This is a genomic window from Streptomyces sp. NPDC003011, from assembly GCF_053591515.1.
Window position 1 is genome coordinate 14629 of the sequence record NZ_JBSFTY010000103.1, and the last position, 15068, is coordinate 29696.

At 68.3% G+C, this 15068-nt stretch carries 13 protein-coding genes and 1 pseudogene; 5 read left to right on the forward strand and 9 right to left on the reverse strand.

The window, feature by feature from the left end; translation table 11 throughout:
* Positions 1 to 9 precede the first annotated feature (9 nt).
* Positions 10 to 1677 carry an amidohydrolase gene (locus ACWD0J_RS35885; protein WP_451500055.1) on the forward strand — a complete coding sequence of 556 codons (1668 nt, stop codon included), beginning with the start codon at positions 10 to 12 and terminating at the stop codon, positions 1675 to 1677.
* Positions 1678 to 2071: 394 nt separating this feature from the next.
* Here ACWD0J_RS35885 and ACWD0J_RS35890 read toward each other — a convergent pair whose 3' ends face one another.
* The 5 genes from ACWD0J_RS35890 to ACWD0J_RS35910 all read right to left on the reverse strand — a co-directional run bounded on the left by ACWD0J_RS35890 (position 2072) and on the right by ACWD0J_RS35910 (position 5510).
* Entirely contained in the window at positions 2072 to 3181 is a 1110-nt protein-coding gene (locus ACWD0J_RS35890) for an NADH:flavin oxidoreductase/NADH oxidase (RefSeq protein ID WP_451500056.1), read from the reverse strand.
* 493 nt (positions 3182 to 3674) lie between these two features.
* Entirely contained in the window at positions 3675 to 3920 is a 246-nt protein-coding gene (locus tag ACWD0J_RS35895; RefSeq protein WP_451500057.1) for an NAD(P)H-binding protein, read from the reverse strand.
* A gap of 2 nt (positions 3921 to 3922) precedes the next feature.
* Positions 3923 to 4324: a RidA family protein gene (locus ACWD0J_RS35900; RefSeq protein WP_451500058.1), complete on the reverse strand. Its 402-nt coding sequence runs from the start codon at positions 4322 to 4324 to the stop codon at positions 3923 to 3925.
* A 51-nt stretch (positions 4325 to 4375) separates the two neighbouring features.
* Positions 4376 to 5029, reverse strand: a complete 654-nt coding sequence (locus ACWD0J_RS35905; RefSeq protein ID WP_451500059.1) for an NAD(P)H-binding protein — start codon at positions 5027 to 5029, stop codon at positions 4376 to 4378.
* A gap of 49 nt (positions 5030 to 5078) precedes the next feature.
* The gene (locus ACWD0J_RS35910; RefSeq protein ID WP_059211329.1) at positions 5079 to 5510 is read right to left on the reverse strand and encodes a VOC family protein; all 432 of its coding nucleotides are present in this window, start codon (positions 5508 to 5510) and stop codon (positions 5079 to 5081) included.
* 128 nt (positions 5511 to 5638) lie between these two features.
* On the opposite strand from ACWD0J_RS35910, the gene ACWD0J_RS35915 reads away from it, so the two are divergent.
* On the forward strand, positions 5639 to 6301 hold the full coding sequence (locus ACWD0J_RS35915) for a GntR family transcriptional regulator (protein WP_451500060.1): 663 nt from the start codon (positions 5639 to 5641) through the stop codon (positions 6299 to 6301).
* Positions 6302 to 6380: 79 nt separating this feature from the next.
* Here ACWD0J_RS35915 and ACWD0J_RS35920 read toward each other — a convergent pair whose 3' ends face one another.
* From ACWD0J_RS35920 to ACWD0J_RS35930, 3 genes are all read right to left on the reverse strand, one after another.
* Entirely contained in the window at positions 6381 to 7046 is a 666-nt protein-coding gene (locus ACWD0J_RS35920) for a hypothetical protein (protein ID WP_451500061.1), read from the reverse strand.
* A 497-nt stretch (positions 7047 to 7543) separates the two neighbouring features.
* Positions 7544 to 9058: a glycerol kinase GlpK gene (gene glpK, locus ACWD0J_RS35925; RefSeq protein WP_451500062.1), complete on the reverse strand. Its 1515-nt coding sequence runs from the start codon at positions 9056 to 9058 to the stop codon at positions 7544 to 7546.
* A 10-nt stretch (positions 9059 to 9068) separates the two neighbouring features.
* Complete coding sequence (locus ACWD0J_RS35930) at positions 9069 to 9905, reverse strand: MIP/aquaporin family protein (RefSeq protein WP_451500063.1); 837 nt, start codon at positions 9903 to 9905, stop codon at positions 9069 to 9071.
* Positions 9906 to 10608: 703 nt separating this feature from the next.
* On the opposite strand from ACWD0J_RS35930, the gene ACWD0J_RS35935 reads away from it, so the two are divergent.
* Positions 10609 to 11955: a VanZ family protein gene (locus ACWD0J_RS35935; protein ID WP_451500064.1), complete on the forward strand. Its 1347-nt coding sequence runs from the start codon at positions 10609 to 10611 to the stop codon at positions 11953 to 11955.
* Here ACWD0J_RS35935 and ACWD0J_RS35940 read toward each other — a convergent pair.
* Positions 11927 to 12763, reverse strand: a pseudogene (locus ACWD0J_RS35940) (IS5 family transposase). The gene ACWD0J_RS35935 and the pseudogene ACWD0J_RS35940 overlap by 29 nt on opposite strands.
* 106 nt (positions 12764 to 12869) lie before the next feature.
* Between ACWD0J_RS35940 and ACWD0J_RS35945 the strand changes: the two are divergent.
* Both ACWD0J_RS35945 and ACWD0J_RS35950 read left to right on the forward strand, forming a co-directional pair.
* Positions 12870 to 13718, forward strand: a complete 849-nt coding sequence (locus ACWD0J_RS35945) for a phosphotransferase family protein (protein WP_451500065.1) — start codon at positions 12870 to 12872, stop codon at positions 13716 to 13718.
* 392 nt (positions 13719 to 14110) lie between these two features.
* Positions 14111 to 14938, forward strand: coding sequence for a class I SAM-dependent methyltransferase (locus ACWD0J_RS35950; RefSeq protein ID WP_451500066.1), 828 nt, complete (start codon positions 14111 to 14113; stop codon positions 14936 to 14938).
* The last annotated feature ends 130 nt before the right edge of the window (positions 14939 to 15068 follow it).

The window sequence follows — 15068 nt, forward strand, 5'->3', positions numbered from 1 at the left end:
TTCCTTCCCATGTCGCATCCCCAGGTCACGGGACCTGCCGATCTCGTCCTCACGGGCGGCCCCGTGCACACCGTCGATCCCGCCCGCAGCCGCGCCACCGCCGTGGCCGTGCGCGGCGGGCGGATCGCCGCCGTCGGCCACGACGAGGTGCACGAGCTGATCGGCCCGCGCACCGAGGTCGTCGACCTCGCCGGCAAACTGCTGCTGCCCGGCTTCCAGGACGCCCACGTTCATCCGCAGGGCGCGGGCCTCGAACTCGGCCTGTGCCACCTCGCCGACACCGTGGAGCCGGCCGAGTACCTGCGCAGGATCAAGGCATACGCCGGCCGGCACCCGGACGTCGAGTGGATCACCGGCGGCGGCTGGTCCCTGGAGGCGTTCCCCGGCGGCGCTCCCACCGCCGCCGCTCTCGACGCGATCGTCCCGGACCGGCCCGTCTTCCTGCCCAACCGCGACCACCACGGCGCCTGGGTCAACAGCCGCGCGCTGGAACGTGCGGGCATCGACGCCCGTACGCCCGACCCCACCGACGGCCGTATCGAGCGCGACGCCGACGGCAACCCGACCGGCATGCTCCAGGAGGGAGCCGTCCACCTCGTGGGAAGGCTCGTTCCGGATCCCTCGCCGGAGGAGCAACTCGCCGCACTGCTCCGTGCCCAGAGCGTCCTGCACTCCTACGGCGTCACCGCCTGGCAGGACGCCATCATCGGCGCGTACGCCAACATGACCGACCCGGCGCCCGCCTATATGGCCGCTGCCGACCGAGGCCTGCTCACCGCCCGTGTCGTCGGCGCTCTGTGGTGGGACCGCGAGCGCGGCGCCGAACAGATCCCCGAACTCATCGCCCGCCGCGAGGAGTTGAACCGGGACCGGTTCCGCGCGACCACCGTGAAGGTCATGCAGGACGGCATCGCGGAGAACCACACCGCCGCGCTGCTCGACCCCTATCTGACCGATTGCGGCTGCGCCTCGGGCAACAGCGGCATCAGCTTCGTCGAACCGGGAGAGCTGAGGAAGTACGTCACCGAACTCGACGCGTCCGGCTTCCAGGTCCACTTCCACGCGCTCGGCGACCGCGCGGTGCGCGAGGCGCTCGACGCCGTGGAGGCCGCCCGTACGGCCAACGGGTGGCACGACACACGGCACCATCTGGCGCATCTCCAGGTCGTGCACCCGCACGACGTTCCGCGCTTTCGCGCACTGGGCGCGAGCACCAACCTGCAGATGCTGTGGGCCGCCCACGAACCGCAGATGGACGAACTGACCCTGCCCTTCCTAGGTGCGGAACGCGGCGCACGCCAGTACCCCTTCGGTGATCTGCTGCGCGCCGGCGCGACCCTGGCCGCCGGTAGCGACTGGCCGGTCAGCAGTCCCGACCCGCTCCAGGCCATCCATGTCGCCGTCAACCGGATCGCCCCCGGCGCGCCCGAGGACACCCCGGCCTTCCTCCCGGAGCAGCGCCTCGACCTGGGCGCCGCCCTCACCGCGTACACGGCGGGCAGCGCCTACGTGAACCACCTCGACGACATCACCGGCAGCATCACCGTCGGCAAGTCGGCCGATCTCGTCGTCCTCGACCGTGACCCGTTCGCGGGTCCGCCCGAGGAGATCGCCGCCACCCGCGTCCTTGAGACCTTCGTAGAAGGGCAACGAGTCCACGCGGCCCAGGACGCCTGAGTTGGCCATTGCTCTGCGCACGAGTGACCAGATGACCTCGACGGGGTTGAGGTCGGGTGCGCCGCGCGCGTCTTCTTCATCAGGCGGCGAAAGAAGCGCCTGGCTGCGGCCTTGTCCCGCCGGCTCTGCACACATGGCCATCCGCTTCGCCATCTGGGACCACGTCACCGGAGTCGTCGGCACGGCCGCAACGGCCTGACCCAGGCCGGCGCCCGAGCCGCCCACGCCCTGGCACACCATCAGGCCCGCGCACACCCACCAACGTGACGACGCCGGCACCAGCGATGACGACGACCTTGCCTTCACGGTGGTTCATGGGGATCTCCCAGTGAGAGGAGGCAGCGTGTCGGCCCCTGGTGAGGGCCGGACGGCCGGGTGCGGAGCAGGGCGGGGGTCAGTGCTTGCGGCGCTTGACGACGTAGGCGTACTGGTCCGGCCAGCGCGGCTCGGCGCCCAGGGCGAGGGCGGCGTGCTGCGGCCAGTAGGGGTCGCGCAGCAGTTCACGGCCGAGCAGGACGGCGTCCGCCTGCCCGGAAGTGATGATCTCTTCGGCCTGGTGGGGGTCGGTGATGATGCCTACGGCGGCGGTGGGGATGCCGGCCCGGTTGCGGGCCTGGGCGACGAACGGCACCTGGTAGTTCGCCCCGGCGACGATCTTCGCGTCGCGGACCGTGCCGCCGGTCGAGACGTCGAGCAGGTCGACGCCGTGAGCGGTCAGTTCCTTGGCGAGGCAGACGGTGTCCTCACCGGTCCAGCCCTCGCGGGTGTCCTCGGGGTTCTCGGTCAGCCAGTCGGTCGCCGAGGTGCGGAAGAAAACCGGCAGCTCGGCGGGCCACACGGCGCGCACCGCGTCGACCACCTCAAGGGCGAAGCGGATCCGGTTCTCGAAGCTGCCGCCGTAGGCGTCGGTGCGGTGGTTGGAGGCCGGAGAGAGGAAGGAGTTGATGAGGTAGCCGTGGGCGCCGTGCACCTCGGCGACCTCGAAGCCGGCGGCCAGCGCGCGGCGGGCGGAATCGGCGAAGTCAGCTACCAGCTGCCGGATCCCGGCCACGGTCAGTTCGTGCGGGACGGGCAGGCCGTCGTACGCGACCGCGCTGGGCGCCACCGTCTGCCAGCCGCCCTCGCTCTCGGGTACGCACCGGTCGGACAGCCAGGGCTTGTCCACCGACGCCTTACGGCCCGCGTGGGCGAGCTGGATCGCCGGGACTGCGCCGTGCGCCTTGATGGCCGCGGTGATCCGGGAGAACGCCTCCTGCTGGTGGTCATTCCACAGGCCCAGGTCCCAGGGACTGATCCGCCCGTCGGGACGGACCCCGGTGGCCTCGGCCATGACCAGGCCCGCGCCACCGGCGGCGCGCGAGGCCAGGTGGGCGAGGTGGAAGTCGGTCGGCGCGCCCGTCTCCGGGCCCGTGGGAGCGGCGGAGTACATGCATATCGGCGACATCCACACCCGGTTGGGTATCTGGAGGGAGCGCAGCTTGAGGGGGGTGAACAGAGTGCTCACGGTGTTTCTCTTTCAGGTGGGGCATCGCCGGCCGGGACAACGCCGTCGACGGGGAGATGAGTTGAGATGCGGAGCGCCGGTTCAGCGGGCGGCGTGGGCTGCCACGGCGTCCGCGATGGGGGCGGCGCCCCCGATGACCTCGACGGTCCGGCCGTTCAGACGCGGTTCGTCGAGCGGCGCCAGCAGGATGGCGGCGACACCGGCCCGGGAGATGGGGCCCGGACCGGTCTGCTGGGCGAGCGTGACCCGGCCGGTGCCGGGGGTGTCGTCGAGCGGACGATCGTCACCTGGAGCGCGGTCCGGGACCGGATGGCGTTCCCGGCCGCGAGCTTGGCCCGCCGAAAGGTACGGAAGACCGGGCCGAGGCCGTCGTCGTCGACACCCGCAAATCGGCGCCCATGGCGGAGAGCAGCAGGCAGCGTCCGACACCGGCGGCCTCGGCAGCGTCCGCCAGCAGGATCGCCGCGCCGCGGTCCACGCTGTCCTTACGGCCCTACCGAACTGCCGGAACCCGCCCGGCGGCGAACACCACCGTGGCGGCACCCGTTAGGTGCCGGGCGGCCTCTTCGCTGGTGGCCTTCTCCAGATCCACGGGACGGGCCTGGGCTCCGGCCTTCTCCAGCGCCTCGGCCTGGGCCGGGTTGCGGGTGAGGCCGGTGACCACATCGCCGCGCCGGAACAGGAGCTGTTCCAGGAGGAGGGCGATCTTGCCGTGCCCTCTGGCGATCACGGCCTTCACGCTCAGGCCGGCAGGCGGGTGTCGAGGACGAAGTTGACCTCGATGAGCTGGCCCGGGAAGAACAGCGACGCGACGCCGATGGTGGAGCTGGTGGGGCGGTGGTCGCCGAAGTAGGCCAGGTTCGCCGCGGCCATCGCCATGTTGTACTTCGGCAGGTCCACGATGAACTGGGTCTCGGAGACGACCTGGTTGCGGGTGGCGCCGTAGTGGGCGAGCACCTTCTCGAAGTTGGCGTAGGACTGCTTCAGCTGCGCGTCGAAGTCGCCCGGGTAGAGGAAGTTGCCCTCCTCGTCATGCGAGAGCTGCCCAGAGACATGGATCGTGTCGCCGACCTTGATGGCCTGAGCGAAACCGAAGTCCTTCTCACCGGAGACGTCGTGGCTGTAGGAATCGATAGCGGTCATGATGTTTTCCCTTGTTAGCTGGTGGCAGTTACTACCGGCTGGGGTGGGAGATCAGGCGGCCGTGAGGCGGGTGACGGCGTCCGCGACGGGGGTGTCACCGGAGGTGAGTTCGACGATCACGCGGCGGAGGGCAGGCGCGTGCAGGGCGGCGCCGAGGAACGCGGCGACGTCGTCGCGGTGCACGTCGCCGTACTCGACGGCGGGACCGGCGGTGACCCGTCCGGTGCCGGGGGTCTCCAGAAGGGTTCCGGGACGGACGATCAGCCAGTCCAGATCGGTGCGCGTCAGATAGACGTCGGCGGTCTTCTTGACCTTGATGTAGTGCTCGAAGCCCTCACTACGTGTCCCGTCGCGCAGCGCGTCGGGGAACACAGAGACGAGGACGAACCGCGCCGCCCCGGCCAGCGCGGCCGCGTCGGCGGCCTTTTCAAGGCCACGGCCGTCGATCAGGGTCGTCTTGTCCTGACCGGTGCCGTGTGCGCCGGCCGAGAAGACCACGGGGTCATGGCCGCGCATCTTGCCGGCCAGATCCTCGACCGAGTCGGTGATGAGATCACCGACCACCGGAGTCCCGCCGGCCGCCCGCACCGTCTCACCCTGAGCGGGCCCGCGGTGCATGCCGGTCACAAAGTCACCGCGTGCGGTGAGGAGTTGAGTAAGGCGGCGGCCGACTCCTCCGGCGGCGCCGATCTGGAACACCTTCATGAGCTCGTCCCGTCTTTCGCGAATGGGGGTGGGTGGTGCCGGCCGCCGGTCAGGCGGCGAACACCTGCGAGTCGTCGGCGAACGCCTTGAACTCCAGCGCGTTGCCGGCCGGGTCGAGGAGGAACATCGTCCACTGCTCGCCCTTCTGGCCCGCGAAACGCACGTACGGCTCGATGACGAACTCGGTGCCCGCCGCCCGCAGCCGCTCGGCAAACTCCTGGAAGGCCTCGACCGTCAGAACCAGACCGAAGTGCGGCACGGGTACGTCGTGGCCGTCGACCGGGTTGTGTATGCGCTGCGCGCGCTCCGGCGCGAGGTGCGTGACGAACTGGTGGCCGTGCAGATTCCAGTCCACCCACGTGTCCGCGCTGCGGCCCTGCTCCAGGCCCAGGACGTCGCCGTAGAAGCGGCGCGCGGCAGCCAGGTCGTCGACCGGCACGGCCAGGTGGAAGCGGGGGATCGGGGAGTCGAGAACGGTCAAGGCACTGCCTTCCTGCCGGGGAGCGGAGCGGCCCGTAGGCGATCCCGCTCAGCTTGTCCTAATGTTGACATCACGACAACGTTTGAATGTTAACATTAGGCCATTGGTGGAGGAGGTGCAATTCAGGCATGAGTGATCAGGGCAAGGTGGCCCCGGCTCGCCGCCGAGGTCTGGCCGAGGAGGTTGCGGACCGTATCCGCGAGGCCATCTTCAACGGGGCCTACGCCCCGGGCGAGCAGCTGCGCGAGGTGGAGCTGTCCGGCGAGATGGACGTCAGCCGCGGCCCGGTGCGCGAGGCGCTGCGGCTGTTGGAGCGCGAGGGCCTGGTGCACTGTGCGTGGCACCGGGGCACGACGGTGACGACGCTGTCCGCCGAGGACGTGGCTGAGCTCGACAGCCTGCGCGGCGCACTGGAGGACCTCGCCGTCCGCCAGGTGATCGCCCACGCCTCGGACGAGGACCTCGCGTCCATCGCGAAGACGGCCGACATGATGGAGCGGGCCAGCGACGCGCACGAGATGGTGCGCCTGGACATCGCCTTCCACGACGCGGTGTTCGCCGCCGCAGGGCACCAGCGCCTCGCCGACGCCTGGGACGGCATACGGTGCCAGGTCCACCTGTTCCTGCTGACCCGGATCAACCGCAGCACCGCCGACTACCTCGACTGCATCCCCCGCGAGCACCACGGACTCGTCACCGCACTGCGCGCCCGGGACACCAACACCGCTCTCGACCTCTTCGCAGCACACCGTCGCCACGCCGTCGACGTGGTCGCCGGAACCACTGCCTGAGTGTCGGCAAACGACATCCTCACGTGATCAACGCACCACTCACGGATGATCATGTGTTCGTGGAGGCACAGGTGCGTGACTACGTGCCGAGGAGGGAGCGGCCACCGGTCGCTCCCCCTGGGTCAGCCAGTCGATCAACGCATGTTGAGGGGGGCCGTCCATGCTGGCGGGTCAGACGATCTCGCCGGTTCTCTCCTGCGGCGGGGGCTGGTGGTGCCTGTGTTCCCGAAGGGACGAACGCGATCAAGTACCTCTCAAACACCTGGCCATCGCCTTCCTCGTGCCGTGTAGCGGCGTCGAACCGCTCACGGGAGTCACTCCGGCCCTGCGACCACACCTGCGCTCGGTAGGTGCGGACGGGGTCCAAACTCACGAACGGCTCACCCGGTTCAGCCTGTTGGCCAAACACCTCAATGGATCCAGCCGCAGGCCTGGCAGGACCGTTAAGAGTGTCCAACGCTGCCATCCGGCCCTTGTAGACCGGCTGGTAGTCCACAGATGCCACCAGAGTCCAGCCTGATCCTGGCGCGTCGTCCTCATCGTCCCTGACGGCTACCACCACTGGGACAGTGTGCTCCTGGACCCGCGACGTCACGATGACCTGTCCAGGCACGACGATGACCGGCTCCGCGTTCCGAAATTCCGGCTTGCCCTCCCTACGTTCGAAGCCCGGCTCCCACATCTCACCGACGAGAAAGTGGCCGTGCTCGATGTTGACTGCTCCCACGGGGCTGATCACTGGCATGCCTCGAGCCTGTCAGGAATGGAGCAGCCACGCAGCCACCCGGTCGGCCACGTCAAGGTTGTCGGGGAGCTTCGCGTTACGGAGACCGCAGTTGGGTTGTGTGCCGTCCACTCCCAAGGACAGGAGGAAATTCTCCGCACCGCCTATAGCGATCAGGATCTGGTGGTGTTCCTCGAGGGCGCGGGCATCCAGGATCCCGACAGCATCCTGGACGACGACCGGTGGTGGAGCGAGCGGTGGCCGGAGGCGCGGCGCAGGTGCTGTCCGGGACCGGTGGGGCCGGCAAGACTCAGCTCGCCGCCCACCATGCCCGCACCGGCGTCCAGGATCGAGCCCATGCCAGGCAGCGACTCTATGGAGAGGCAACGCTGAAAGCGTTCTGTGTCTCCGGCTACCCCACCCGGCTGGGATTGACCAGCCCGTCCACGGATGCCCTCGCCGCGCGGAGGCGAACCTGCCTGTCGGCCAGGGCACCACGCAGGCGCTCGCCGTCCCGGCTATTCGACCTCGACCCAGTCGAGACTGCGTTCCACGGCCTTTTTCCAGCCGGCGTAGCCCTTCTCCCGCTCCTCGTCGCTCCACTGCGGCTCCCACCGCTTCGACTCGTGCCAGTGGGAGCGGAGTTCGTCGGTGTTCTCCCAGAAGCCGGTGGCGAGCCCCGCCGCGTAGGCGGCGCCGAGCGCGGTGGTCTCGGCCACGACCGGGCGGCTGACCGGTACGCCGAGGATATTGGCCTGGATCTGCATACACAGGTCGTTGGCGGTGACTCCACCGTCGACCCGCAGCACATCGAGTGCGACGCCCGAGTCCTGCTCCATCGCTTCGGCCACGTCGCGGCTCTGGTAGCAGATGGCTTCCAGGGTTGCCCTGGCCAGGTGCGCGTTGGTGTGGAAGCGAGCCAGACCGACGATCGCGCCCCGGGCATCCGAGCGCCAGTAAGGAGCGAACAGGCCGGAGAAGGCCGGTACGAAGTAGATGCCGCCGCTGTCCTCCACCTGCCGGGCGAGGGTCTCCACCTCAGCGGAGGAGCTGATGGTGTGCATCTGGTCGCGGAGCCACTGGACGGCGGAGCCGGTGACGGCGATGGATCCCTCCAGCGCGTACACAGCCGGAGCGTCCCCGAACTGGTACGCCAGCGTGGTCAGCAGGCCACTCCTCGACCGGACGATCTCCGTGCCGGTGTTGAGGACCAGGAAGTTACCGGTGCCGTAGGTGTTCTTGGCCTCGCCCGGGCGGAAGCAGACCTGGCCGACCGTGGCCGCCTGCTGGTCCCCGAGGACCCCGCTGATGGGTATGGCGGTGCGCAGCGGACGGGTGGTGCGGGTGGTCCCGAACGCCTCAGGGTGCGAGGACGGGCTGATGGCCGGGAGCATGGCGCGCGGGATGCCGAAGACGTCGAGCAGTTCGTCGTCCCAGTCAAGGGTCTCGAGGTTCATCAGCATGGTGCGGCTGGCATTGGTGACGTCTGTGGCGTGGACGCCGCCGTTCGGACCGCCGGTGAGGTTCCACAGGACCCAGGCGTCCGTGTTGCCGAAGACGGCCCGGCCTCTCTCGGCGGCCTCCCGGACACCGTCGACGTTCTCAAGGATCCACTTGATCTTGCCGCCGGAGAAGTATGTCGCCGGCGGCAGCCCCGTCTTGCGCCGGATGAGCTCCCCGTGCTCCCGCTCCAACGCCGCGGCTATGGAGTCGGTGCGGGTGTCCTGCCAGACGATCGCGTTGTAGTACGGCTGACCGGTGCTGGGATCCCAGATGACCGTGGTCTCCCGCTGGTTGGTGATCCCTATGGCCGCCAGGTCGGCGGCCGACAGGTCGCCTTGGCGGACGGCGTTCTGCATGGTGGAGTTCGTGCGTTCCCAGATCTCCACTGGATCGTGTTCGACCCAGCCGGAGCGCGGGAAGATCTGCTCGTGTTCAAGCTGGTGGCGTGCGACTTCGTTGCCGTCGTGGTCGAAGATCATAAAACGGGTGCTGGTGGTGCCTTGGTCCACGGCACCGACGAACTCGGGCATGGCTGACCTCTCACTCGTCCGGAGCGGGCACCCGGCCGGGCTCCTGCTTGGCGTCGGCGACGGGCAGGAAGCGGCTGATGAGCAGGCGGTAGAGCAACGCGCCGACCAGACCACCGATCAGGGGGCCGACGATCGGCACCCAGAAGTAGAGGTCGCCGTACTGATCACGCCAGGCGCCTCCGTAGCCCGTCAGGAACGCTGCCACCCGAGGTCCGAGGTCACGGGCCGGGTTGATCGCGTACCCGGCGTTGGTTCCCCAGCCCATGCCGATGGCGACGACGATCAGGCCGACGATGAAGGGAGCGAGATTGGCGCCCGGCGGCGTGTTCAGCAGGTCGGTGACCGCGAAGATCAGCAGCACCAGCAGTGCGGTGCCGATGATCTGGTCGCGCAAGGCACCCAGCTGGCTGATCGGCAGGCCGCCGTTGCCCGGCAGGGTGGAGAAGACGATTTCCGTCTTGTCGGTATGGTTCGGGTCGGCCTTCGCCAGCACCTCGCTGTAGTTCCAGCGCACCAGCAGGGCAGCCACGAAGGCGCCCGCCGTCTGGGCCAGGGCGTACGGGAGAACCTTCCTCCACGGGAAGCCCTTGAAGGCCGCGAGCGCGAGGGTGACTGCGGGATTGAGATGGGCGCCGCTGATCCGCGCCGCCACGTAGACGCCCAGAACGACGCCGAGACCCCAGGCCCAGGTGATGCTGTCGTGGTCACCCAGTCCACCGTCGGTCAGCGCACCGCCTGCGACGACCTGCGCGACGACACCGCATCCGAAGAGGATGAGGATCATGGTGCCGGTGAACTCGGCCGAGAGTTCACCGATGAGACGTCCCCTGGATGTGCGTTCGGGCATGGTCTGCACCTCCCGCCGGGTGGTCGAATTGTCCGCGACCGTTTACTGACTATGCTGCCCCGCGTGTCCGCGAGCGGCATCTCAGACGCCCGCTCTCGTTCCACCTCCGCTCGCCGGGGACTCCCCGGAAGCGGGAGTGTCTGCGGTAAGGCCTGCGCCAAGTCCGGCCGGCCGACCGGCCGGCCGCGTTCGGGCTATGTCGCGCCGGACCCGATGGAACTGCTCGATCCCTACCTGTTGCTCGAACGTCCGGAGATCGTGGCGAAGGCCCAGCGCTCGCTTCGACGGCGGCACCAAAAGCTGTTCGTGATCCAGCGGCTTGAGGCCGACGACACGAGGGTCCGCGGGGTGCTCGACGGCCTGACGATCACGCGGACGATCAAGAACATGAAGCTTAGGCCGCCACCGGTCTCCAGCACCGCCAGACGTCGCAGGTCCGTGGGAGGTCGAGAGGCGCCTCGCCCGCGGCTGGGACCTCGTGGCCCGTGGCCACCAGACACGGCCGGACAATCCCGGGAGGACGCGATAGCGGACCGGACCAGGGGTGGGGGTGGGGGCGGGGGTGGGCGGGCACGGGAGCGCCTCCTGCAGCTGGTGACGCCTGTATCCCCAGCATCACAAGCTGCCGCCAACAGACACCGCCTGCACCCCGTCATCGCCTACTATACACACCGAGTATACGCAGTATGTATAGTAGCGCCTCATGACGGACGTATATCTACTGCCGATCCGCACGGCCGCCCTGATCTTCCCGGGACTCGCCCTCCTCATGTTCGTGCCGACAGCGGTCGTCATTTACCGGCGGCACGGCGTCATGACCCGCTGGCGTGTGCTCTCGCTCTACGGGGGCGTGTACTACGCACTCACCGCCTTATGCCTGACGATCGTGCCGCTTCCGTCCCCGTCGGTGGACGTCTGCGCCAAGTATCCGTCCTTTGCCCATCCCCAGTTCACGCCCGGCAGTGCCTTCGCAGACATCTGGAAGGAGGCGCACCACCGAGTCACCCTCAACGCTCTGGTGCTCGGCAACTCGGCCGTCTGGCAGACCGTGTTCAACCTCCTCCTGCTGCTCCCGCTCGGAGTCTTCGTACGGATTCACTTCCGCAAGGGGCTGATTGCGGCCACCGCGGCAGGACTCGCCGGGTCACTGCTCTTCGAGCTCACCCAGTACACGGGGTTGTGGGGTCTGTACGCGTGCCCGTACCGCCTTTTCGCCGTGGACGATCTCATCGCCAACACAGCGGGAGCGGCGCTCGGCTGGGCGGCGGCCGGGCCCCTGGCCCGCGTTCTGCCGGCCCTGACCACCTTGGACGACCGCGCGCTTGACTTCCACAAGGTCCCCTTCGGGCGCCGCCTGGTGGCCCTGCTGCTGGACATGACGGGTGCCGCTCTACTGACCGGAGCCGTCGCCGGTCTCGTCTTCCTCGGCCTGGGGGCCGACGCCGTCCTGTGGGTCCCGCCCGTGGTCTGGGTGCTGTGGTTCGTGATGGTGCCGCGGTGGAGCGGCGCCACTCCGGGCAAGCACATCCTGCTGCTGAAGCTCGTCACGGGGAGCGGCGCCAGGCCGGGGCACGGTGCGCTCGTGCTGCGCGCAGCGGCGCTCGGCCTGCCTTTCGCTGTCGTGTGGCTCATCGCGGGAGCGACTCTGCCGAACGCCGCCGCCGATCCCTCCGCCCTGATCGAGATCGCGGGCGGGGTCGGCTATCGGGACGTGGCCCACTCGATGGCAGCAGACCCGGTCGGCGGGCTCGCCATGCTCCTGGCCCCAGTCCCCTGCATGGTCCTCATCGTCTGGTGCGTACAGGCAGTCCGCACGCACCCCGAAGGTCTCGGTCCTCACGAGACCCTCTCCGGAGTGCGGAACGAGGCCCTGCCGCACACCAGGGCCCGGCAAGGAGGGAGGGCCGGACAAACCCGCCGACAGCCGCACTCTGCATGGATGAGCGTCACTGAGGCATGTGCACCTACCCGGGATCGCGCCGAGGTGGAGCGCCCGCAGCCGCAGCCGAGGACGAAGGGCTTTAGAACTTCTGACGAAGTGAGAGGTTGACCAGTCGGCGCCAGCAGATGATGCCGCAGACCAGGCTGAGGAAAGGCTTCGTGGATGTCGTCGCGGATCTCCCAGCGGATGCGCAGTCGGCGGAACCAGTGCAGCAGTGCGGAGCTCTGCTCGACCACCCAGCGGTGCACGCCCAGTCCGGAACCGTACTCGACGCCGCGCCGCGCGATGACCGGGGTGATTCCCAGGGCCCGCACCTGGCTTGCGGTAGTTGTCGTGGTCGTAGCCGCGGTCGGCGTAGAGCGCGACCGGTCGTTGCCGGGGCCGCCCGCGTCGGCCGCGTATGGCCGGGACGGCCTGGATCAGGGGGATGAGCTGGGTGACGTCGTTGCGGTTTCCGCCGGTCAGCGATACGGCCAGCGGGATGCCGTGCCCTTCAGTGATCAGATGGTGCTTGGAGCCTGTTCGGGCACGCTCGACCGGGCCCGGTCCTGTTGCGGGCCGCCTTTGTGCGCTCTGACGTGCGAGCAGTCGATCACCGCCCTCGACCAGTCCAGCGCGCCGGCGGCATTCAGCTCGGCCAGGAGCGACTCGTACAGACGCTGCCAGACTCCCGCCTCGTTCCGGTCACGCAGACGTCGCCAGCAGGTTATGCCGGAGCCGAAGCCCAGCTCCTGGGGCAAGAACTCCCACGGAACGCCCGTGTACAGCACGAACAGGATGCCTGACAGCGCCTTCCGGTCGTCCAGACGTTTGCGCCCCGGGCGATGTGTGCGACGCGGTACAACCGCAGCAACGGTTCGATCCGCGCCCACAGCTCATCCGTCACGATCCACGGCGATTGTTCGCCCCTCCTCATGTGCAGGCAAACAACCCATCAGACGCCTACATCACAAGCTAAGTTGCGGCCTTTTGTTAGGAGTTCTACGGCTTGGTCTCTGGGGGCTGCTGAAAAGATCGCGTTCATGACTTCCGTCGCTTGGAGTACTCACGCCATCGAGCTCAAGCCCCACAGGGCGATCAAGAGGTTTCGACGTGGGAGTCGCGAGGAGTGCGAACGGGAGTGGCGTGCGCTGACCCTGCTCTCCGCGCATGCACCGGGCTTGGCTCCTGTTCCTCTCAGCGCCGACCTTGCCGCCGACGAGCCGGTCGTGGTGATGTCACGGCTGCCGGGTGAGCCGCTTCGGGGTCAGTTGCTCAGCGAGCAGCAGCTCAAGGCGCTGGCCGCGGCAACGCGCGAGATGTATGCGGCGGTGCCAGCAGATGCGCTAGCAAAGATCCCGGTCCGGCCCGGTCAGCAGCATGAGCTCATCGCCAAGATCCGGGCTTGGACACCACGGGCTCGCCCCCGCGTCAGCGTTGAGGTGGGGGAAGCTATGGATCACGGCCTGGACTGGTTGGCTCGCTCAGGCTTCGAACATGTCGCCCCGCCTGACGTTCCGCCGGTCTTTGGACCAGGTGATGGGAACCTCGCCAACTATCTGTGGGACGGCTCTCGCGTACGGATCGTCGATTTCGAGGAGTCCGGTCTCAGCGACCGGCCCTTCGAACTGGCGGAGATCACGGAACACGTGGCCAGCTGGGTTGACCAGCCTCTGGATGTTGAGATGTTCCTGGATCAGTTCGATTTGAGCGCCACCGAACGAGCGCGGCTGGTGGAGTGCCGTCGGCTGCTGGCCCTCGTGTGGTTGTTCCTCCTGTCCTTCGACGACCCACAGCATCCGCGCAACCGGCCAGGAACAGCTGAGCGGCAAGCCGCCCGGCTGTCCAGGCTTCTCGGTCGAGGCCAGGGAGCTATCAGCGGCAAGAGTTGATCACGGACTGGTCCTCAACACCCGGGGGTGATGGACGTGGAGATGCTCAACTCTGACGTCAGGGCCGCGTTCGCGACGGCGTATGGGTGAAGACGGACATGCCCAGGTTGACCAGCTGTGGTCGGCCGTCGGTGGGGGCGCCCTTGAGGCTGTGCAGCTTGGCGTTGGCGACATCGAGGCTGACCTGGAGCCCTTCCCCCTCGTCATGCCAGCCATTGCCCGGGCCTCGCGGACGTTCTGGATGATTTCAATAGGCCGACCGCGCTGGCGTGGGTCGATCTTGAGGACGGGGCAGCGGATGCAGGCTTCTCTGAACTGCCGGCGGCAGCGCGTCAGCGGCTGCCGGAAACCCAGTGGCGTCTCCATGGACGGGCCTCATAGCTTGTGCGTTCGTGACTGATGATCCGAAGACGCGCCTGAATCGATACGACCTCGGCCGAGTATTCAACGAGATGCCGGAGCTCTACGACCGGGTCCGGCCGGGATACCCCGACGAGCTGTTCGCGGATCTCGCCGCCGTCACCGGCATGGACGACAGGTCGTCGGTGCTGGAGGTGGGCTGCGGTACCGGTCAGGCGACGCGCTCGCTGGCAGCGCTCGGGTGCTCAGTGACCGCCGTCGAGCCGGGCGTAGACATGGCCGCACTCGCTCGCCACCGGATCGCCTCCTTCCGCAACGTCGAAGTTGAGACGTCGACGTTTGAGGAGTGGAACAACCGCGGTCGACGTTTCGATGTCCTCGTGGCTGCGTCGTCGTGGCACTGGGTGGACCCGTTGATTGGCTGGCGGCGAGCGCACGACGTGCTCTATCCCGGAGGCTGGATGGCGCTGCTCGGCCACGTCGTTGTCCGTCGGCCAGGAGAGCCGGAGGTGTATGCCGAGACCGCCGATCTCCATGAGCGGTTCTGCCCGGGGAACCCTGATTGGGGTCATCCGCCAGTCGAGGAAGACATGCGTTCCACCGACGAGGGTTGGGGCCTGATCGACGGTTCCGGCGGATTGTTCGGCCCAACCATCGTGCGGTGGTATCCAACCGTGCAGTGGTTCGACGGGGACGGCTTTGCTGATCTCCTTCGCTCGTTGTCGCTGTATCGGAGGCTCGACCGCGATGTCCGCGAGCCCCTGCTCGACGCCATCGCCGAGCGCATCCGCACGCGGATGGGCGACCGAGCATCACGCCGATATCTGAGCGTCCTGCGTGTCGGACAGCGCGCCGAGTGAGGTGAGGGACCGATCTCTGAACTACCGGTCCCGGCCTACCGACCTTGAATGCGTGATGTCGTCATGGTGGAGCGGGTCGAAGTCCCGTGCCGGTGAGGCAGCCGTCGAGTGCGTCGCTGCGGTACTGGAG

Excerpts from the sequence above, each read along its gene's own strand:
- glpK (WP_451500062.1), bottom strand. The coding sequence starts at position 9,058 with ATGCCCGAGTTCGTCGGTGCCGTGGACCAAGGCACCACCAGCACCCGT.
- ACWD0J_RS35935 (WP_451500064.1), top strand. The coding sequence starts at position 10,609 with ATGACGGACGTATATCTACTGCCGATCCGCACGGCCGCCCTGATCTTC.
- ACWD0J_RS35885 (WP_451500055.1), top strand. The coding sequence starts at position 10 with ATGTCGCATCCCCAGGTCACGGGACCTGCCGATCTCGTCCTCACGGGC.
- ACWD0J_RS35900 (WP_451500058.1), bottom strand. The coding sequence starts at position 4,324 with ATGACCGCTATCGATTCCTACAGCCACGACGTCTCCGGTGAGAAGGAC.
- ACWD0J_RS35930 (WP_451500063.1), bottom strand. The coding sequence starts at position 9,905 with ATGCCCGAACGCACATCCAGGGGACGTCTCATCGGTGAACTCTCGGCC.
- ACWD0J_RS35945 (WP_451500065.1), top strand. The coding sequence starts at position 12,870 with ATGACTTCCGTCGCTTGGAGTACTCACGCCATCGAGCTCAAGCCCCAC.
- ACWD0J_RS35920 (WP_451500061.1), bottom strand. The coding sequence starts at position 7,046 with ATGCCAGTGATCAGCCCCGTGGGAGCAGTCAACATCGAGCACGGCCAC.
- ACWD0J_RS35915 (WP_451500060.1), top strand. The coding sequence starts at position 5,639 with ATGAGTGATCAGGGCAAGGTGGCCCCGGCTCGCCGCCGAGGTCTGGCC.
- ACWD0J_RS35905 (WP_451500059.1), bottom strand. The coding sequence starts at position 5,029 with ATGAAGGTGTTCCAGATCGGCGCCGCCGGAGGAGTCGGCCGCCGCCTT.